Genomic DNA, 17,124 nt, shown 5'->3' with positions numbered 1-17,124 from the left:
AACCACGGCGGCCTTCGAAACCAGCCGTGGCGCCTGTACGCGGTTGTTTTTCAGGGTACTCGCTCAGACAAAGCGCGCAGATGAGCTGGAGGCGTTTCTTGTCGCGAGCCTTCATCATGCAGATTTCAGTGTGCGGCGGGCTGCGCTCGGCGGGCAATGGCGCTGCCTCTGGAATCGGCGCAGAAGGCCATTGCCTATGGACTCGCCAGCAACAGCAGCATTCTCAGGCGCCTGTCGTTTCTGCAAGCCATTGAGCTGCAAACGGATCGCACACGACTGATCGAAGACTTTCTGACCGACCCATCGTCTGCAGCAAGATCGACTGCACTCTGGGCCGCCAGAAAGTATGGCGTCGACCCGTTGCAGGTACTTCAAGCGCAACTGGCAGGCGAGATTCCCGCTACCAAAGCCCGTTGGCTTGGCGTACTCGGGTTGGCGCAGTCGCTTGGCATGGCGATCCCGCAAGGGTGGATGAACGCGGCCCTCAGCCAAAACAGTGGCGAGGTTCGGGCACTGGTCCTGAGCCTCGAAGGAGAGGGCAGGCCTGATTTACTAATCGCGGCGATCGCGGATCCGTCACGCCCGGTGTTCGAGGCCGGGGTACGCGGCCTGCGCCCGCAGCCATGGAAAGTCATCGAGTCAGCATTCAGCGCTCAGCTCGAGACCCTCTGGCCAGCGCTGTCCGCCTCTCGACGTCAGGCACTGCTTGAACTGATGCCCAAATGGACACAGGCCGGGTATCTGTTGCAGCAGCTGTCTCGCACACCTGCTGAACCTTCCGTGCTTGAGCAGTTGCGTGCATGGGTCTATGGCCAGACTTACTCGATTACTGACCGCGAAACATCGGAAAGCGAGCGTGCCCGAGTTGTCGCGAAACTGACTGCGCTTGAGAAGGACGGGGTATTGCCGACAGGGTCGGTTGCCAGGCTAACATGAAGTTGATGTCAGGCAGGCATGAGTGCCCGAACCCGGATAGGTTGAATCGGGGAAGGTCTGCTACGCGGTTGGATCCGGATCACGGCTGCTGTCTGTCATGGCCTGTCCACGACATTTCGATATGCGTGTCCGTCGCCCCAGTCCTGCGAAAGCCCAGCCGTTCATAGAGCTTCTGCGCCAGAGTGTTCGTGCGAAAAGCGCCTAATCGCAAGGGCACTTGACGGGCAGCGGCTTGCAGCTGGAGGTTCTTCAGAATGCGCGACCCAATACCCTTGCCTTGGTACTCGGGCGAAATAGCGATGTTCTGAACATGGATTCGATCTTCCTTGTCCAGAATCTGCACATAGCCAACAATCCGGCCGTTTTGTTCAATAACCGAAGTGGCTGCGCAGGCGAATTCCGTTGCGAAATTTGCGCGTTGCCAACTCTCATCCCAGCCCCATATTTTCTCGATGTGTTCGCGGAAGACTGCTCGATGCAAGTCGAAGAGGGCTGGCTGGTCGCTATCGGTGGCGGGGCATAGCGTCATGCGGGTCTCTGATTTGTGCTTTTGACTTTTGCTGAGGCTAGCGGCTGCAACAATAAACGGCAATTCGGATAGATCATGGCCCGCAGCATCTGACTGACCCAAAATCACTCAAAGCGCCACCCGCTGCAGAAACCTGCTGACCTCCAGCGAATACGCCCCCGGATGCGAGAACCTGAACATATGCCCGGTTCTCGGCATGACGACTTCTTGCGCGGTCTTTATCCCCTTCAGCAGAATCCCTGCAGCCTCTTTGCCGATCAGCTTGTCTTCCTCGGGCGTAAGGATCAGCGTCGGCACGTCGATCTTTGCCAGCAGGGCGGTGTAGTCGACTTTCTCGATCGAGCGCACGCGGTTGACGTAGGCCTTGTGTGGGGTTTGCTTGATGAAGAAGGCGCGGCTGTTGGCGGCTGACCAAGGGATTTCGCCTTCCTTGTCGAACGACGAAGCCAGTTGTGCGGCGTGGAAGCGCAGGGTGGTCTGTCGATAAAACGGCCCGGGGAAGAACGGCGCCAGCGCGGCCAGCGTTTTCAGCAGGGGCGAGGTGATCGGGTTTTTGGCGAAACCGCCGGACAGCACCAGGCCCTTGAGGCCTTTTGGCTGGCGCGTTGCAACCGCGATCGAGGCGACCGCGCCGTAGGAGTCGCCCACCAGCACGTAGCATTCGAGATCTTTCACTTGATCAACGATGAAGTTGGCGAGCGTTTCCAGATCAGCGACGTCGTCCGGTAAGCGCAACGTACGCATGGCGTGGTGCTGCAAGTGGCTGAGTTGGTTGAGCTGCCACGGCGCACCGGCGAAGCAAGGGACCATGACCAGCGTGGGCTCGGTTTGCATGAGAATTCCAGGGATGTTGAACGGATGTCCGCACTCTAGGAGCACCGAGGCGCGCGATCCAATGGCATTGGTGCAGCCTCTCGATGCACGAGATCGATCGTCAGTCGCCGATCAGCATTCTGGTCATCCATTCAACCGCCGGCTCGTTGGCGCGCCCGCGTGCGCGGACGACGAAGACCTCCCAGGTCGGTAGCGGCAAAGGCAATTCGAACAGGCTCAGTTGTGCGGTTTCCTGCATCTGCAAGGCGACACGTTCGGCGACCACGGCAATCGATTCCGATGCGCCAACCATGAATGGCACTGCGAGAAAACTCGGGCAGGTGACGCTAACCTTGCGGCTGCGACCGAGCTGTTCCAGCGCGTCATCGACAGCGCCCCGCGCGTCGCCCCGGGGCGAAATCAGAACGTGCGGCAGACGCGTGAAGTCATCCAGTTCCATATGCAAATGTTTGCCGCGCTTGACCAATGCCGGGTGCCCTTTGCGGGCGATGCCGACGAATTGCTCCTTGTGCGCGAGCTGGCAATCAAAGCGTTGCGGCACTTGCGCAAACGAACCCGAACCCAACACCAGGTCGATCTCGCCGGCGTCCAGTTGGCGCATCGCCGCCTCGCCATCCACCGGCCCGAGTTTCAGCACCACCTCCGGCGCCGCAACCTGAATTTTCGCCAGCGCCGGGGCGATGACGGTCAGCACGGCGTGATCGGTGGCCGCTATCCGCAGTGTCGCCTGCAGACGCGCTGGATCGAACGGCCCCCGTGGGCTGGCGACCAGCCGCACCGATTCGAGCACCGCCGCCACTCTGGGCATCAGCTCGATGGCCAGCGGCGTCGGTGCCATGCCGCGAGGGTTGCGAATGAACAACTGATCATCAAACGCCGTGCGCAAACGCGACAGGGCATGGCTGGTGGCTGACTGCGACAAATGCAGGCGCTGCGCCGCACGACCGACGTGCCTTTCCGCCCAAAGCGCCTCTAGAACCACCAGAAGATTGAGGTCGAAACGCGTCAGATCCAGCGGCTTCATGGGGTGTTGGCCTTTTCATCATTCGATGTTCGCCACTTTCCTACAGCCACTGGCTGAAAGCTACAGCCCGATCTGTCCTTGCAGGCATGCAGGCGTGGTCGCCTGAGAAGGTATAGGGCGAGACGACGCGGTTGTTCAGCCGTCCTTTCCGTGGCGCGTAGCCGGTGTATCAAATGCCCGTCGATGTCGCCTGCAATGTACCCATGACAATTTTTTGATTGTGATGAGCGGCAGATTTTACGATGAGTCATCGCCCATTTAGAGACTCACCATGCACATCGCCATCCTGACCTTTGAAGGCTTCAACGAACTGGATTCGCTTATCGCGTTCAGCATTCTCAACCGGGTCAAACAGCCCGATTGGCGCGTGTCGATCGCCAGCCCGACGGAAAAAGTGCGCTCGATGAATGGCCTGGTAATCGAGGCTCAGGTGTCATTGGAGGAAGCGAGCGACGCGGACGCGGTGTTGGTGGGCAGCGGAAGTCTGACCCGGGATATCGTGGCGGATACCGAGCTGATGGCGCGGCTACGGCTCGATCCGCAGCGCCAGCTCTTGGGCGCCCAGTGCTCGGGCACGCTGATCCTGGCAAAGCTCGGCCTGCTCAATGACGTCCCAGCCTGTACCGATCTGATCACCAAGCCCTGGGTGGAGGAGGCCGGTGTGGCGGTGCTCAATCAGCCGTTCATGGCCAAGGGCAATGTCGCCACCGCTGGCGGATGCCTGTCTTCACAATATATGGCGGCCTGGTTCATCGCCCGCCTGGCCGGTGTGGAGGCCACCCGCAACGCGTTTCATTATGTGACGCCCGTTGGCGAGAAAGAGCTCTACATCGATCGGGCGATCGCGAACATCGAGGCGTATCTGTAAAGCACGTTTAATCGACGCCTGAAGCAGCGAATCAGCTCTCGCGGGTTTCAACCGGTTCGGCCGCCGCTTCGGCAGCCAGTTTCGCGCGGTCGGCCTTGCTGATGTACTTGGGCTTTTTCGGCGCCAGTTTGGCGCTGGCCTTTTTGGCCTTTTCCTTGAACAACTGCTGCAGTTTCTTTTGGCGGTTCATGTTTCTACTCAATTTGAAAGTACGGTGATGAGGATGGCAGCCTGAGCACTAAGCCCGAGGCTCGAGATAAGGCTTCACGGCATCCTCAAGAATATCCACCAGCTCGGGATCCATGAAGCGATAGTCATCTGGAATATCCAGCGTGTGGATCGGCTTGTGCTCAAGTAATCGGGTGTATTCGGCTTGCAGGCGATTGAGGTGCTTGCGTTCCATGACAAAGATGACATCGGCCCAGCGGATATCCGCCGGGCCGATGGGTTTGCGTGCGTTGGGGCTGGTGCCTGCCGAGCGGGCTTCGAAACCGGGCCGACGGCGCCAGATCGCCTCCGCCGTCGGACTGCGCCATTGGTTGCGGCTGCACACGAACAGGAGATTGGTCACACTTGATCCAGCAATTGGCGGGTGGTGCGGATGGGATAGCTCATGCCCAGTTGGCGCGCCCTGGCGAGTTTGTCGGCACGGGTATACATCAGCTTCCAGTTCTTTGGCGGTTTGAACTTCAGCGGATTAGCCGCTTTGCCGTTGCCGCGTTTACGGGCCTGATGACGTCGCCAGGCGCGGGTTCTTTCCATGCTTCATTTCCTCGTGAGTGCCGGGTTCAGCAGCCGCGGTAATACGAGTTGTGGGTATGGTAAGCGTGAATCGACGCAGTGGCTAGGTGGTTGAGCCGTTGCAGCCTTGCCTCTGCAGCCACTGGTCACACCGACGCAGTAAGACACTGCCCGGATTTGAAATACCCATCATTGCCCGCTAGAGTCGCGCCCCTTGTCCGGCCAGCAGCGCCGGCGATGGCTGGGGAAGAGGGCGGCAGTTGAACGAACACACATTGTCCATGCGACTGGAGCGGGTGGCGGCGCATGTACCGGCCGGCGCGCGCTTGGCGGATATCGGCTCGGATCACGGCTATCTGCCGGTGGCCCTGATGCGCCGTGGCGCCATCGTTGCGGCGGTGGCCGGCGAGGTGGCGCTGACGCCGTTCCATGCCGCGGTGCGTACGGTGCGCGACAACGATCTGCAGCAGCACATCAGCGTGCGTCTGGCCAGTGGTCTGGCGGCGATCGAGCCTGATGACGGAATCACCGCGATCAGCCTCTGCGGCATGGGCGGCGAGACGATTCGCGACATTCTCGACAGCGGCAAGGCGCGCCTGCGCGGGCACGAACGACTGATCCTGCAACCCAACGGCGGCGAGCAACCCCTGCGCCAATGGCTGATGGACAACGGCTACCGCATCCTCGATGAGGAAGTGCTGCAGGAAAACCGCTTCTTCTACGAAATCATCGTCGCCGAGCGCGGCGCACCGCTGAGCTACAGCGCCGAACAGTTGTACTTCGGCCCGTTGCTGATGCAGACGCGCAGCCCGGCATTCATCGCCAAATGGCAGCGCTTGTTAAGGCAGAAACAGAAAACCCTGAACAGTTTCAAACAGGCGCGCCAGGCTGTGCCCGAGGAGAAGCTGCAAGACATTGCGCGGCAGGTTCAGTGGATTACCGAGCTGCTGGCGTGATCTGGCATGTTGGCGCTGGCGGCTTTCAGGTTTAAAGTCAGCTTCAAGGTTAACGTGCTGCGGAGTCGGACATGAGAATTGGTGAACTGGCAAAAATCAGCGGACTGGCGCCATCGCGTATCCGTTTTTACGAGGCGAGCGGGTTGATCACTTCGGTCGCGCGCAAAGCCAATGGCTATCGCGATTACGCCCCCGACACACAGTGGGTGTTGCATATCATCACCGGCGCGCAGGCGGCAGGTTTCTCCCTGGAGGAAATCCGTCAGTTGATGCCGATGAACGCGAGTGGCTGGCAGCATGACCAGTTGCTCAGTGGCTTGAAGCAAAAGGTCGAAGAAATCGAAGTCCTGCAGCAACGGCTGGCGCAGAACAAGGAACAACTACTGCTGGTCATCAAGGGGATTGAGGGCAAACCTGCGGGGATGGCGTGTGCGGACAATGCGCAGAGGCTGATCCAACGGCTGTGCGAAGAAGGCGTGGCTTCTGCGCCCGACAAGCAGCCAGCAGCTGCGGCAAGAAAAGCAAACGCCCGTCAGACATCCAGAGCCTGACGGGCGTTACCGCTTTCAGCGATTGCCAACCAGCGTGGCAAGCGGTTTTGGCGCATAGAGCGCACTCTGGAACTCAGGGACATATTCGTACTTGAGCATTTTCCCCAGCTTCAAGTCGCGCAAGTAGTTCGACAGGCTGCCATCGCCCAGTGTCAGCGTGGCGGCATCCGCGTCCCGGCTGGAACCGTGGCTGAGTTGGCGCGACACCGCGTAGCCATAGGCCAGTCGGCCCTGGTGATCGAGGTTGGTGAAACTGCTGGTGACGATATCCTCATCGCGCGACAGTTTGTCGAGCTTCTTCGCGGTGAAGGACACGTCCGGTTTGCCGGTCTGGCTGTCGCTGATCTCATAGATCACCGATTGCCCGTTTTCTTTGCGATCAATCCCGGTCAGCCATTTCGGCAGGTTGTAACCGACGACTCCGCGCACCCGTGCCAGCTCGGTATTGACCGGCAACTTGAGCACATAACCCCAGAAGTCTTCTGACATCGATTGGCCAATCAACGTCAGCGGGCCCAGGTTGGCTTTGCCGGGTTTGTTGGTGATGATCGACACGGCAACTTCGTTATAGGCGTCGTTATCGCAATGCTCGTAGGTGTACGCAGTGAATGCGATCAAGCCACGTCCTGGCCAGACTTGCAGCGGTTGCACGGTGGCCAGTATTTCGGGCGGCATCAACGCTCGGAGTCGCTCGAGGTCGGCCGTGTAGATCGCCGTGACACGACTGTTCTGGTAGTAGAAGTTTGGGGAATAGGACTCGAAGCCAATGTCGACCTTGTGCTTTTCCAGTCCTTTGAACCAGCTCAAATCAACGCCCGGGACTTCGGCGGCAATCACCGACAACGGCGGATTGGAGCGAAAGCGGTCATAGAGGCCACCCTTGACGACGGGTACTGAATGGCCGGCAATGTCGATGGTGGTGGTCTCGGTCAGGTCGGGCATTTCAGGTGTCTCCGCCAACGCAGCGTTGGCAAAAGTGGTGATCAGCAATCCTGTTAAAACGGCGCTTGCGAGTTTCAATCGGACTTTCTCCGGTGGGTAGGCACTACAAAAAGATTTAGCGCGTTCGTTCGTCGGCGTTGAGCACCGCCATCACGGCTTCAGCTACGGCTTTGGGTGATTGAGGGTTCTGGCCGGTCACCAGTCTTCCATCGGTAATGGCAAATGAAGTGAACGGCAGCCAGCCCTTGCGGTAGTGCGCGCCCTGGCTCACCAAGCGGTCCTCAAGAAAGAATGGCACCTGATTTTTCATGCCCGAGAGCAGCTCTTCGCGGTCAGAGAAACCGGTGATGTTTCGGTTCTTGATGATCAATTGGCCTTGGCTGTCCTTCAGATCCAGCAGACCCGCTACGCCATGGCACACGGCCGACACGATGCCGCCCTGGTTGTAGATGGTTTCGGCGACACGGCGCAGGTCAGGGTTGTCGGGAAAGTCCCACATGACGCCATGGCCCCCGGTGAAGTAGATGACGCCGAAGCGGGACGGATCGACCTCGGCGATCGGCAGCGTATTGGCCAGGCGCGCGCGGAACGCAGGGGACTGCAAATGCTCCCGCGCAGCCTTGTCCATGTACAACCAGCCCAGACTGCGTTCGTCCAGAGGCACCGCGCCACCCTTGGGGCTGGCAAACACAGTGGTGTAGCCGGCGGCTTCCACCACATCGGTGAAGTGGGTCAGTTCGGTCAGCCACAACCCGGTGGTATCGGTTCGAGAGGGATAGCTGGCGTGATTGGTCATGATCACCAGGATCTGGCGATCCTTGGTAGCCGCCGACTCAGCATTTGCAAACGTCATGAAAGCACCACCTATCAATAACAGGGCAGAGGAAACAAGGGTCTTGAGCATCTTCCGGGCTCCATCGAGCAAGCAGGTCAGCGCATGCTCACCTTAAACCTCGCTTTAAGGTCAACCCCGCTGCTGCGAATAATTTGTGCTGATGCCACCGGACTTTTGCTTGACCCTCAACCTGACTTTAACGCTAGCGTCTGAAGCTGATTGGGCAAGGCAATAACGCCGGTCATCAATCCACTCAGGAGCCAGGCATGAGTCAGCAAGACCAACCGGATACACCGATGAAATGGATGATTTATGGCGCCAACGGCTATACCGGCGAGCTGATCGCTCGCGATGCCGTCAGGCGTGGACTCAGGCCGGTGTTGGCCGGACGTAGCTGCGACAAGGTCGAAGCGTTGGCCCGGGAACTGGGTCTCGAAGCCCGGGTGTTCGGTCTGGACGACCCTGCGCGGTTGCTGGCGCAGATCAAGGGCCACGGTTTGATTCTGCATTGCGCGGGGCCGTTTTCCGCGACCGCCGCGCCGATGATCGAGGCTTGCCTGCGAGCCGGCGCACACTATCTGGACATCACTGGCGAGATTGCCGTATTCGAACATGCGCAGTCTCTAAATGAGCGGGCGCGGGTAGCGGGGTCAGTCATTTGCCCCGGCGTCGGCTTCGATGTAGTCCCGACCGATTGTGTCGCCGCCGCCCTGAAAGACGCGCTGCCGGATGCGACGCATATGGCGCTGGGCTTCGATTCACGTTCGAGCTTTTCACCCGGCACTGCCAAGACTTCAATCGAAGGCCTGGCGCAGGGTGGCAAGGTCCGACGCGACGGCAAGATCGTTTCCGTGCCGCTGGCCTATCGGGTACGGCGTATCGATTTCGGTGCCGGGGAGAAGCGGGCGATGACCATCCCCTGGGGCGATGTGTCCACCGCCTGGCACACCACCGGCATCGCCAATATCGAGGTGTTCATACCGGGTTCGGCGGGGATGATTCGCGGCGCCAGGCTCGCCAACTGGATTCGTCCGTTGCTGGGACTGTCGTTTGTGCAGCGGCTGCTCAAGGCGCGCATCGGCAAGACAGTGACCGGCCCGGATCAGGCAAAGCGTGCTGACCAAGGCACCTATGTGTGGGGCGAGGCCCGCAATGCGCGCGGTGAAAGCAAAGTCGCCCGCGTGCACACCGCAAACGTTTACAGCCTGACGATCGACGCTGCGTTGGCGGTGGTCGGCTATCTGTTGCAGGCACGTCCGCCCGGCGGTGCCTACACACCTGCGCGGTTGCTGGGCGCGGATCTGGTGACGCACTTGCCTGGGTCGAGCGAAATCAACATTGAATGACCTTGAAAAAAGTCGTTGACCTTCAAGTTCACTTCAATCTTAAGGTGGCCTCATCTCCAGTTGAGGACTGCCCCATGAATGTGTTCGACGCCCTGACCTTACCCAACGGTTCAACCATCAAGAACCGCATCGCCAAAGCCGCCATGGAAGAAAACATGGCGGACGCCGACCAGGCGCCCTCTGCAGAACTGATGCGTCTGTATCAGGCATGGGCCGACGGTGGTGCCGGGCTGATTATCACCGGCAACGTGATGGTCGACGGCCGCGCCATGACCGGGCCGGGTGGCGTGGTGCTGCAGGATGATCAGCAACTCGACAAGTTCAAGCGCTGGGCGCGGATCGGCCGTTCTGCCGGTGCGCAGTTCTGGTTGCAGATCAATCATCCGGGGCGCCAGATGCAGTCCAACCTCGGGCAGAAAACCTGGGCGCCGTCAGCGGTGCCGCTGGAGCTGGGCAAACTGTCCAAGCGTTTCGCCACGCCCCACGCCATGACCGCCAGTGTGATCGAGGACGTCATCCAGCGCTTTGCCAATACCGCACGCCTCGGTGAACAGGCGGGGTTCACCGGCGTGGAAATCCACGCCGCCCACGGCTATCTGTTGAGCCAGTTTCTCTCGCCACTGACCAATCAAAGGACGGACGAGTGGGGCGGCTCTTTGCAGAACCGCGCGCGGTTGTTGGTCGAGATCGTCAAGGCAGTCAGGGCGGTGGTTTCTGCAGAGTTTGCCGTAGCGGTCAAACTCAATTCCGCCGATTTCCAGCGCGGCGGATTCACCGCTGACGACGCGAAAAAGGTGGTTGAGTTGCTCAACGATCTGGGCGTGGATCTGGTGGAACTGTCCGGCGGCAGCTACGAAGTCCCGGCCATGCAGGGTGAGGCGCGCGATGGTCGAACCCTTGCTCGCGAGGCCTATTTTGTCGAATTTGCCCGGGACCTGCAGACCGTTGCCAAAATGCCAGTGATGGTCACCGGCGGCATCCGCCGTCGTCCGGTTGCCGAAAGCGTCGTGCAGAGTGGTGTGGACATGGTCGGCATCGGTACCGCGTTGGCCATCGATCCGTACCTGCCGCGTGACTGGCTGCAGGGCAAGGACAACGCCCCGCAATTGCCGCCGATCACCTGGAAAAACAAGGCCATCGCCGCGCTGGCGAACATGGCGGTGGTGAAGTTTCAGCTGGGTAAACTCAGTCGGGCGAAAAAGCCTGATCCGGGGGTGTCACCGTTACGCGCGCTGATTTTGCAGCAGATCGCCATGGCGTTTCGCACTCGGCAATATCGGCGCTGGATGGAAAAGCGTTCGGCGTGAGTCGCAAGGCATTTCAATCTTGACGTTGGCGGACGCTCTGAGAAGAGCCCGCCAAGTCAACCGATGGCAAACTGTGGGCGCAGTTTTCTTATTTCGGGCCAAGGTCATACGGTCGCAGATCGCTAGAATGCGGTTTTGAAACTTCAGCATGGATGCGCAAGCGCTCGTCCAAAGGAGATATCCGTGATAACAGGGCAGTGTCTTTGCGCTGCAGTACGCTTCTCCCTCACAGTGGAACCGCGCTTTTTCTATCGCTGCCACTGCTCACTGTGCCGCAAACAAACCGGTGTCGGGTTCAACCTCGCCACTCTGGTAAGCGCTCGGGACTTTCGTTGGGACGCAGGGCAGGACGCGATCAACAGTTGGGTCAAACCCAGCGGCTACAGAAACGACTTCTGCGCACAGTGCGGCTCGACCGTGCCCAACCCGCTTCGCGAATCGCCTTACGTGTGGATTCCGCTCGGACTGCTCGATGAGGATCTGAGCATGGAATGCGTTGGCGATTTCTGTGTGGACGATGCCATGTCATGGGATACGCAGCTTTCAACGCAGAGTTATCACGGGGCGGTGGAGTCACTGGCGTTTCTTCTGCAAAAACTCCGGGTCAATCCTGATTGACCCGAAGCTCGCGCTGCAATTACTTCCTTAGATACGCAAACATGTGCTGCACATAATCCGCCTTGCTCAGCGGCACACCGTTGTGGCGCAGGATGTTGTAGGCACAGCACACTTTGCGCCGGAGCCTCCCCACGACATTTGCCTTAGGCTCAATGATTGGCAGCGTCGCTCAACTGTTGAAGCTCAAGTTGCCTGGCAGCACTCGCTTCGAGGGCCGCACGCTCAACATCCAGATACCGATGGATGCTTTGGAGGTTGGCAATTTTCTGTTTGATTTCGGCCATCTTCTTTTCAATCAGCTTCGCGCCGTCAGCACAGTCGATCAGCTTGTTGCGCTGCGCATCCAGAATCTCGCCTATTTCCCCCAAGGAAAATCCCATGCTTTGCGCGCGCTGGATAAAGTCCAGATCCTGCAGGGTTTGCTCGGTATATACACGATAATTGTTGGTTTGCCGCAGCGGTGAGATCAGGCCGATCTGCTCGTAGTAACGCAACGTATGACGGCTGGCGCCGCTGCGAGCCTCGAGTTCGCCGATTTTCATGAAAACACCGCTTGACTGTAGAGTTGGGTCGATACTTTACGCTTGATTTCTCACCTTCAACAAGGAGCAGGGAAATGAGCGTGGAGTGCTTTGTCACGGGGGGAACCGGCTTCATCGGTCAACATTTGCTGGCGAACCTGAGTGCAAAAGGTCACACCCTCCGGGTGTTGATGCGTCGCCCGGAGCGGCTGGCTGCGTTGCGCGAGCAAGTTGATAATTTGGGCGGGTGCGCAACACGGGTATTTGCCGTGGCTGGCGATCTGGAACAGGACAATCTCGGGCTGAGCCTGGCTGATCAGGAGGTGCTGAGGCGCGCCAGCGTCATATTCCACCTGGGCGCCCACTTCGCATGGGGGCTTTCGATGGAGCAGTCTCGTGCGGTGAATGTGGAGGGGGCAAAGCGTGTGGCGCTGTTGGCGGCTGAGCAAAAAAGCCGTTTAGTGATGATCGGCGGCTACATGCTGAACAATCATGAACATCTGCAACGCATCGGCATTGATCCTCGTCAGCCGGAGTTGACGAACTGGCCCGCCGTCTACCGACGTGTCGGTGGATACGAGGCAAGCAAGCTGGAGGCGCATTTTGGGACCCAGCAGGTCATGTCCGCCAAGGGTGGTGAGATGACCGTTGTCCACCCTGCGACGGTCTGTGGCCACAGCCGCACCGGGCATATCGTTGACGGTCAGCCGCTGGTGGCGCTGATACGCAACCTGGTGCAGGGCAAGCTGACTGCGGTGCCCGGTACCGCCGAGCACTGGCTGCCACTGGTCACCGTGGATTATCTGGTCGAACTGGTGGCTGTTTGTGCTTTTGATCCTGCCATGGTGGGCGAGGAACTGCTGGCGCTTGATGATCAAACGCCAAACTTGCGAGAACTCCTGGCACAGGTGGCTAAACCTTTGGGCTTGAAGTCTCCCAAACATCATATTTCACTCCGACTGCTGAAGTGGCTACTGAGTATTCCTCCGGTCGCGTGGTTTTTGAATACAAAACCCGAAGCCCTGGACTTTATCCAGACCACTCGTTTCAACACCGCGGCGGTCGAGCAATTTGCCAACAGGCATGGAATAGCCAAACCGGATATACGTCAGGCTTTGCAGCACACGGCAACGTTCGTCAACGCGTATTGCATAGCCAAGGGCCAGGCACTCTGACGTCTCCCTTGGGCGGCGCCGTCGATACAGGGCGGCATGCTATCGAACGACAATTCAGCGACAAGGATCGTCACCGCGCAGCCTCGGATGCGCGGCAGGATCTTGTTTCGCTACTCACGGAACTATCGTTAGACCAACGTCGGTTTTACAACGCAAACGTAGTCCCGCGAGTATTCACAAACAATGAGTAGATCGAGTGACTACTGGCCATGAACAGTCGATTGCCTTCGCGCCCGCCGAAGCACAGGTTCGGGCAGCGCTCTGGCAGCGAAATGTGCCCGATGGCCCTGCCCTGCGAGTTGAAAACACGCACGCCGTCGAGTTTTTCCAGGTCGGCCTTGGGATCACCATTACCGCCCCAGCCGCACCACAGGTTGCCCGCTTCGTCGCACTTGATGCCGTCAATCGCGGCATAGTCCAAGCCTTCGATGTGCTTGCGGCGTTCACCCAGGGTGCCGTCGTCTTTCACCGTAATCGCCCAGATCAAGCGATTGGGCTTGGCGCGACCTTCGACGACATACAGGGTCTTTTCATCGGGAGAAAAGCACAGGCCGTTGGGGCCGTTGAGGTCGTCGATTACCCGAGTGACTTTTTGGCTCTCACCGTCGATGCGGTACACGGCGTGGGGTTGGGTCGGGGTGACTTTGTGGCCTTCGTAGTTGTTGCCGGTCTGGAATGGCGGGTCGGTGAACCAGATCGAGCCATCACTTTTGCAGACGATGTCGTTGGGCGAGTTGAAGGGCTTGCCGTCGAAACTGTCGGCCAGCACGGTGATCGTGCCATTGTGTTCGGTGCGCGTGATGCGGCGCCCTTCGCTAGTGGTGGTGGAGCCTTCGCAAACGATCAGACGCCCCTGTCGATCCCGGCACATGCCGTTGGAGAAGTTTGAGTGTTCGCGGTACACCGTGAAGGAGTCGGTGATTTCGTCCCAGCGCATGATGCGATTATTGGGGATGTCGCTGACCAACAGATACCGGCCATCACCGACCCACACCGGTCCTTCGGCCCAGCGCATGCCGGTGGCGAGCTTTTCAACACTGGCGTTGAAAACGCGTAGTTCCAGGAAACTGTCGTCGAGGATATGAATCAGTGGATCAGGATAGCGCTGACTCAAGGGTTCGGCGGCATCGGAGAAGCGGGGCAGTGCGGCGCTGCCGACAGTGGCGAGCGTGGCGGAAACAGCGAGCGACTTTTTCAGGAAACTGCGGCGGGTATTGCCTTTCGCTTGATCAAGGCTTTCAGGCTTGGCGGACAGGAATGAGTCCATGTAGCGATCTCCGTGGTTTTATTTTTGTTGAGGAGACGTAGTAATACCCTGTGATAAGACATCGTACAAGTTGATATGGCATCGCCAGTGCTGCATGTTATCCCGGTGACTGGAATCGATCTGGCCGATACGGCGCTACCTCTACCCACGCTGTCTTGCCTGGCCCGGTGATATCAGGGAAGCTGCGCCGAATCCGGTTACGGGTCAGTTGTTGAATTGTTCAGGGAAGCGTTGATGGCACTCAGGGTGTTGGTGGTTGGCGGGTATGGAAACTTTGGCAGGATCGTTTGTCGGCATCTGATCGACATGCCGGGCGTCGAACTGGCGATCTCGGGGCGCGATCCGCAGAAGCTGGAGCGCAAGGTTGCTGAGTTGGGGGCGAGCTGCGAGCGCTGGTGTGGTGATGCGATGGGCGCCGGTTTCACCGCTGCTCTGCGCGCAATGAATATTCAACTGGTGATTCACACGGGCGGCCCGTTCCAGGGGCAATCCTATGCGGTGGCCGAAAGCTGCATCGAGGCGGGCGTCAACTATTGCGATCTGGCGGACTGCCGGACGTTCGTCAATGGCATCGGCGTACTCGATGCACGGGCGAGCGAGGCCGGTGTCGTCATCCTCAGTGGTTGCAGTTCGGTGCCGACGCTGTCGTCGGCGATCATCGATGAGCAGCGCCATCACTTCAAACGCATCGACTCGATCGAACACGGCATTTCCTCGTCAGCGAAAATGCCGGGGTTGTCGACGATCGAGGGTGTACTGGCGTATGCGGGCAAACCGATCCGCCAACTGCGCAATGGTCAAGTGCATGAGGTGATGGGCTGGGAAGACCTGACCCTGCGCAAGCTGCAGAACCTGGGCACTCGTGCGCTGGCCAATGTTGATGTGCCGGACATGGACATCTTTGCCAGCCGGTTTGGTGCGCACACATTGAGTTTCAAGGCAGGCGCTGGCCTCAAGCTCGGCGGCGTAGCCAATTATCTGTTTGCGCTGGCGATGAGGAAAGGGCTGGTGCGTGACCACAGGGTGTGGGCGGCCCGGTTGCATCGCTGGGGGACATGGTTTGAGCGTTTCGGTGATGGCAAAAGTGCAATGTATATAGATGTGCGAGGTGTCGGTTTGAACGACCAACCGTTGTCGATGACGGCCCAACTGACTGCGCTGAATGACAAGGGGCCGGAGATCCCTAGTTGTGCTGCCGTAGCTCTGGCCGCGAAGATCGCCCGAGGTTACTTGCCCGAACCGGGGGCTCGTCCATGTGTTGGTGAGATCAGCGTGGACGAATACATGGCAGCGATCAACGATCCGCAGAATCTTGGCCTGTCCGTGATGTTCTCTGACGGGATGCGTTGAGCATGCTTTATCTGAGCGTGAAGTACGTGCATGTCATCGCTGCGATTTTCCTCTTCGGCTTCGGCATGGGTTCCTATCTGTACCTGATCGCCGCCAGTCGCACGGCCAATCCGCAATTGATCGCACATGTGGCGAAGATGGTCGTGCGCTATGACGCCTGGATCACCACGCCGGCGGGCTTCATCCAGATCGCGACGGGTTATTGGCTGACAAGGCTTTCCGGGTTGCCCTTGACCACGGACTGGGTGCTGATGTCGCTGATCCTGTTCTTTATAGTGGGCTCGCTTTGGTTGCCGGTGCTGTTGCTGCAGAAACGTTTGCTGGGGATGGCGGCGGACGCGGTGCAATGTGGCGCAAGGCTTGATGCTGATTACCGGGCTGTTTATCGGCAGTGGTTCTGGATGGGCGTTTGCGGGTTTCTCGGGATGTTCGTGATTGTCTTGATGATGGTGACGAAGATGACGCCGGGGCAGTGGCTGCAGTTGATGTAGCTGAGCATTCACATTGGCGACTTGAGAAAGCGTCGTTCGTGATCGGGGTCGGGTAACAGGCAGGTGTCGTACTTGCCGAAGATCCGATAGCGATTCAGTGCCACGCGGTCGTAGGTCCAGTCTCTAAGTGCTCGTGGGAAAACTCGCAGAAGCGTGATCGGCGACCAACGAGCCGGCAGTTGTGCAATCACTTCGAAGAACGCATCGGAGCGCACCCAGTAATGCTCGTCGCGGATCACCGCCATAGTGTCGAATTCGTCCACCGGGAGACCGGCCCATGCCAGCAAGGCCTGACCTTCTGGCGATTGCACTGCCGCCAGGCGCACTCGTTGTTTGTTGTCGTGGCGAATCAGAAAACGCGCCCAGCCGTTGCATAGCTTGCAGACGCCGTCGAACAGCACCACGGTCTCGCCTGGATTGAGCAGGGGCGCTGGGGTAGGGCGTATTCGGGAGCCGGGCAAGGGCCGGGATCCAGGAAGTTGGGCTGTCATTGTGAGACATCATCCGAAGGCGTTGTTTTAGGCGATGGACCGTATGCTGCGCATCTGTTGACGGTGCGTCTATATATAAGCAGGCTTTTTCGGTGCATTGATAGAAAACTGGAATTAACGGTTGACGGCAGATTCAGGAGGTCTATAATTCGCCCCACTTCCGGCGCAGTCGAAATGGAAAACTCCTTGAGATTCAACGAGTTACGCAGTTTTCGACAGCGGCTTGCTTCAGTTCATCGAAGCCTGGAAGGAGTTGAAAGAGCGGTGATGTTTGGCTCTTCTGACGGTTCGATCTTCTCGGTCGAAAGCGGAGAAAAAGAGGTGTTGACAGCGGCGTGTAAC

Annotated in this window: 22 protein-coding genes; 10 read left to right on the top strand and 12 right to left on the bottom strand. The window is 58.9% G+C overall.

The window, feature by feature from the left end; all coding sequences use genetic code 11:
• The first annotated feature begins 156 nt into the window (after positions 1–156).
• The gene (locus ACM6I7_RS11170; protein ID WP_414888574.1) at positions 157–936 is read left to right on the top strand and encodes a hypothetical protein; all 780 of its coding nucleotides are present in this window, start codon (positions 157–159) and stop codon (positions 934–936) included.
• Positions 937–1,015: 79 nt separating this feature from the next.
• On the opposite strand, the gene ACM6I7_RS11165 is transcribed toward ACM6I7_RS11170, so the two are convergent.
• The 3 genes from ACM6I7_RS11165 to ACM6I7_RS11155 all read right to left on the bottom strand — a co-directional run bounded on the left by ACM6I7_RS11165 (position 1,016) and on the right by ACM6I7_RS11155 (position 3,323).
• Positions 1,016–1,573, bottom strand: coding sequence for a GNAT family N-acetyltransferase (locus ACM6I7_RS11165; protein ID WP_414888573.1), 558 nt, complete (start codon positions 1,571–1,573; stop codon positions 1,016–1,018).
• Entirely contained in the window at positions 1,574–2,299 is a 726-nt protein-coding gene (locus tag ACM6I7_RS11160) for an alpha/beta fold hydrolase (RefSeq protein ID WP_414888572.1), read from the bottom strand.
• A gap of 100 nt (positions 2,300–2,399) precedes the next feature.
• A complete protein-coding gene (locus ACM6I7_RS11155; RefSeq protein WP_414888571.1) occupies positions 2,400–3,323 on the bottom strand; it encodes a LysR family transcriptional regulator in 924 nt (307 codons plus the stop codon).
• A gap of 271 nt (positions 3,324–3,594) precedes the next feature.
• Here ACM6I7_RS11155 and ACM6I7_RS11150 point away from each other — a divergent pair, with 271 nt between their 5' ends.
• Positions 3,595–4,191, top strand: coding sequence for a DJ-1/PfpI family protein (locus ACM6I7_RS11150; RefSeq protein ID WP_096797689.1), 597 nt, complete (start codon positions 3,595–3,597; stop codon positions 4,189–4,191).
• Positions 4,192–4,222: 31 nt separating this feature from the next.
• Here ACM6I7_RS11150 and ACM6I7_RS11145 read toward each other — a convergent pair whose 3' ends face one another.
• Genes ACM6I7_RS11145 through ACM6I7_RS11135 form a run of 3 tightly spaced genes read right to left on the bottom strand, consistent with a single transcriptional unit; the run spans position 4,223 to position 4,953 of the window.
• Positions 4,223–4,381: a DUF2986 domain-containing protein gene (locus tag ACM6I7_RS11145; protein WP_081730283.1), complete on the bottom strand. Its 159-nt coding sequence runs from the start codon at positions 4,379–4,381 to the stop codon at positions 4,223–4,225.
• A 48-nt stretch (positions 4,382–4,429) separates the two neighbouring features.
• The gene (locus ACM6I7_RS11140) at positions 4,430–4,762 is read right to left on the bottom strand and encodes a low molecular weight protein tyrosine phosphatase family protein (RefSeq protein WP_247268667.1); all 333 of its coding nucleotides are present in this window, start codon (positions 4,760–4,762) and stop codon (positions 4,430–4,432) included.
• Positions 4,759–4,953, bottom strand: coding sequence for a hypothetical protein (locus tag ACM6I7_RS11135; RefSeq protein WP_414888570.1), 195 nt, complete (start codon positions 4,951–4,953; stop codon positions 4,759–4,761). Before ACM6I7_RS11135 ends, ACM6I7_RS11140 begins: the two co-directional genes overlap by 4 nt.
• A 239-nt stretch (positions 4,954–5,192) precedes the next feature.
• Between ACM6I7_RS11135 and ACM6I7_RS11130 the strand changes: the two genes are divergently transcribed.
• Both ACM6I7_RS11130 and ACM6I7_RS11125 read left to right on the top strand, forming a co-directional pair.
• Positions 5,193–5,888 (top strand): tRNA (adenine(22)-N(1))-methyltransferase, encoded by a 696-nt coding sequence (locus ACM6I7_RS11130; protein WP_414888569.1) that lies wholly within the window; start codon positions 5,193–5,195, stop codon positions 5,886–5,888.
• A gap of 71 nt (positions 5,889–5,959) precedes the next feature.
• Complete coding sequence (locus ACM6I7_RS11125) at positions 5,960–6,439, top strand: MerR family transcriptional regulator (RefSeq protein WP_096797692.1); 480 nt, start codon at positions 5,960–5,962, stop codon at positions 6,437–6,439.
• A gap of 15 nt (positions 6,440–6,454) precedes the next feature.
• Here ACM6I7_RS11125 and ACM6I7_RS11120 read toward each other — a convergent pair whose 3' ends face one another.
• Both ACM6I7_RS11120 and ACM6I7_RS11115 read right to left on the bottom strand, forming a co-directional pair.
• Positions 6,455–7,459, bottom strand: coding sequence for an acetoacetate decarboxylase (ADC) (locus ACM6I7_RS11120; RefSeq protein ID WP_097087843.1), 1,005 nt, complete (start codon positions 7,457–7,459; stop codon positions 6,455–6,457).
• 37 nt (positions 7,460–7,496) lie between these two features.
• Positions 7,497–8,234, bottom strand: coding sequence for a type 1 glutamine amidotransferase domain-containing protein (locus tag ACM6I7_RS11115; protein WP_414888568.1), 738 nt, complete (start codon positions 8,232–8,234; stop codon positions 7,497–7,499).
• Positions 8,235–8,482: 248 nt separating this feature from the next.
• On the opposite strand from ACM6I7_RS11115, the gene ACM6I7_RS11110 reads away from it, so the two are divergent.
• From ACM6I7_RS11110 to ACM6I7_RS11100, 3 genes are all read left to right on the top strand, one after another.
• Complete coding sequence (locus ACM6I7_RS11110) at positions 8,483–9,562, top strand: saccharopine dehydrogenase family protein (protein ID WP_414888567.1); 1,080 nt, start codon at positions 8,483–8,485, stop codon at positions 9,560–9,562.
• Positions 9,563–9,636: 74 nt separating this feature from the next.
• A complete protein-coding gene (locus ACM6I7_RS11105; protein WP_414888566.1) occupies positions 9,637–10,869 on the top strand; it encodes an NADH:flavin oxidoreductase/NADH oxidase family protein in 1,233 nt (410 codons plus the stop codon).
• A 183-nt stretch (positions 10,870–11,052) separates the two neighbouring features.
• Positions 11,053–11,487 (top strand): GFA family protein, encoded by a 435-nt coding sequence (locus tag ACM6I7_RS11100; RefSeq protein WP_414888565.1) that lies wholly within the window; start codon positions 11,053–11,055, stop codon positions 11,485–11,487.
• A 19-nt stretch (positions 11,488–11,506) separates the two neighbouring features.
• Here the strand turns inward: ACM6I7_RS11100 and ACM6I7_RS11095 are convergent, their stop codons facing one another.
• Together ACM6I7_RS11095 and ACM6I7_RS11090 are read right to left on the bottom strand one after the other, a co-directional pair.
• Positions 11,507–11,644 carry a DUF1993 family protein gene (locus ACM6I7_RS11095; protein ID WP_414888590.1) on the bottom strand — a complete coding sequence of 46 codons (138 nt, stop codon included), beginning with the start codon at positions 11,642–11,644 and terminating at the stop codon, positions 11,507–11,509.
• A complete protein-coding gene (locus ACM6I7_RS11090) occupies positions 11,637–12,029 on the bottom strand; it encodes a MerR family transcriptional regulator (RefSeq protein WP_027614191.1) in 393 nt (130 codons plus the stop codon). The genes ACM6I7_RS11095 and ACM6I7_RS11090 overlap by 8 nt, the downstream gene beginning before the upstream one ends.
• Positions 12,030–12,103: 74 nt before the next feature.
• Here ACM6I7_RS11090 and ACM6I7_RS11085 point away from each other — a divergent pair, with 74 nt between their 5' ends.
• The gene (locus ACM6I7_RS11085) at positions 12,104–13,183 is read left to right on the top strand and encodes an SDR family oxidoreductase (protein WP_414888564.1); all 1,080 of its coding nucleotides are present in this window, start codon (positions 12,104–12,106) and stop codon (positions 13,181–13,183) included.
• Between the two features lie 145 nt (positions 13,184–13,328).
• Here ACM6I7_RS11085 and ACM6I7_RS11080 read toward each other — a convergent pair whose 3' ends face one another.
• Entirely contained in the window at positions 13,329–14,450 is a 1,122-nt protein-coding gene (locus ACM6I7_RS11080; RefSeq protein ID WP_103369717.1) for an SMP-30/gluconolactonase/LRE family protein, read from the bottom strand.
• 234 nt (positions 14,451–14,684) lie between these two features.
• On the opposite strand from ACM6I7_RS11080, the gene ACM6I7_RS11075 reads away from it, so the two are divergent.
• Positions 14,685–15,800 (top strand): saccharopine dehydrogenase NADP-binding domain-containing protein, encoded by a 1,116-nt coding sequence (locus tag ACM6I7_RS11075; protein ID WP_414888563.1) that lies wholly within the window; start codon positions 14,685–14,687, stop codon positions 15,798–15,800.
• Positions 15,801–15,802: 2 nt separating this feature from the next.
• Positions 15,803–16,291 (top strand): DUF2269 family protein, encoded by a 489-nt coding sequence (locus ACM6I7_RS11070; protein WP_414888562.1) that lies wholly within the window; start codon positions 15,803–15,805, stop codon positions 16,289–16,291.
• Positions 16,292–16,299: 8 nt separating this feature from the next.
• Here ACM6I7_RS11070 and ACM6I7_RS11065 read toward each other — a convergent pair whose 3' ends face one another.
• Positions 16,300–16,752, bottom strand: a complete 453-nt coding sequence (locus ACM6I7_RS11065) for a thiol-disulfide oxidoreductase DCC family protein (protein ID WP_139054607.1) — start codon at positions 16,750–16,752, stop codon at positions 16,300–16,302.
• Between the last annotated feature and the right edge of the window lie 372 nt (positions 16,753–17,124).

The sequence above is a fragment of the Pseudomonas sp. IT-93MI4 genome, from assembly GCF_949767635.1.
Taxonomy (GTDB): Bacteria; Pseudomonadota; Gammaproteobacteria; order Pseudomonadales; family Pseudomonadaceae; genus Aquipseudomonas; species Aquipseudomonas putida_A.
The sequence above is the reverse complement of the archived record's forward strand: the minus strand, read 5'-3'. Positions and strand labels throughout refer to the sequence as shown.

Excerpts from the sequence above, each read along its gene's own strand:
- ACM6I7_RS11170 (WP_414888574.1), top strand. The coding sequence starts at position 157 with ATGGCGCTGCCTCTGGAATCGGCGCAGAAGGCCATTGCCTATGGACTC.
- ACM6I7_RS11160 (WP_414888572.1), bottom strand. The coding sequence starts at position 2,299 with ATGCAAACCGAGCCCACGCTGGTCATGGTCCCTTGCTTCGCCGGTGCG.
- ACM6I7_RS11155 (WP_414888571.1), bottom strand. The coding sequence starts at position 3,323 with ATGAAGCCGCTGGATCTGACGCGTTTCGACCTCAATCTTCTGGTGGTT.
- ACM6I7_RS11150 (WP_096797689.1), top strand. The coding sequence starts at position 3,595 with ATGCACATCGCCATCCTGACCTTTGAAGGCTTCAACGAACTGGATTCG.
- ACM6I7_RS11145 (WP_081730283.1), bottom strand. The coding sequence starts at position 4,381 with ATGAACCGCCAAAAGAAACTGCAGCAGTTGTTCAAGGAAAAGGCCAAA.
- ACM6I7_RS11135 (WP_414888570.1), bottom strand. The coding sequence starts at position 4,953 with ATGGAAAGAACCCGCGCCTGGCGACGTCATCAGGCCCGTAAACGCGGC.
- ACM6I7_RS11125 (WP_096797692.1), top strand. The coding sequence starts at position 5,960 with ATGAGAATTGGTGAACTGGCAAAAATCAGCGGACTGGCGCCATCGCGT.
- ACM6I7_RS11115 (WP_414888568.1), bottom strand. The coding sequence starts at position 8,234 with ATGACGTTTGCAAATGCTGAGTCGGCGGCTACCAAGGATCGCCAGATC.
- ACM6I7_RS11110 (WP_414888567.1), top strand. The coding sequence starts at position 8,483 with ATGAGTCAGCAAGACCAACCGGATACACCGATGAAATGGATGATTTAT.
- ACM6I7_RS11105 (WP_414888566.1), top strand. The coding sequence starts at position 9,637 with ATGAATGTGTTCGACGCCCTGACCTTACCCAACGGTTCAACCATCAAG.
- ACM6I7_RS11090 (WP_027614191.1), bottom strand. The coding sequence starts at position 12,029 with ATGAAAATCGGCGAACTCGAGGCTCGCAGCGGCGCCAGCCGTCATACG.
- ACM6I7_RS11085 (WP_414888564.1), top strand. The coding sequence starts at position 12,104 with ATGAGCGTGGAGTGCTTTGTCACGGGGGGAACCGGCTTCATCGGTCAA.
- ACM6I7_RS11080 (WP_103369717.1), bottom strand. The coding sequence starts at position 14,450 with ATGGACTCATTCCTGTCCGCCAAGCCTGAAAGCCTTGATCAAGCGAAA.
- ACM6I7_RS11075 (WP_414888563.1), top strand. The coding sequence starts at position 14,685 with ATGGCACTCAGGGTGTTGGTGGTTGGCGGGTATGGAAACTTTGGCAGG.
- ACM6I7_RS11070 (WP_414888562.1), top strand. The coding sequence starts at position 15,803 with ATGCTTTATCTGAGCGTGAAGTACGTGCATGTCATCGCTGCGATTTTC.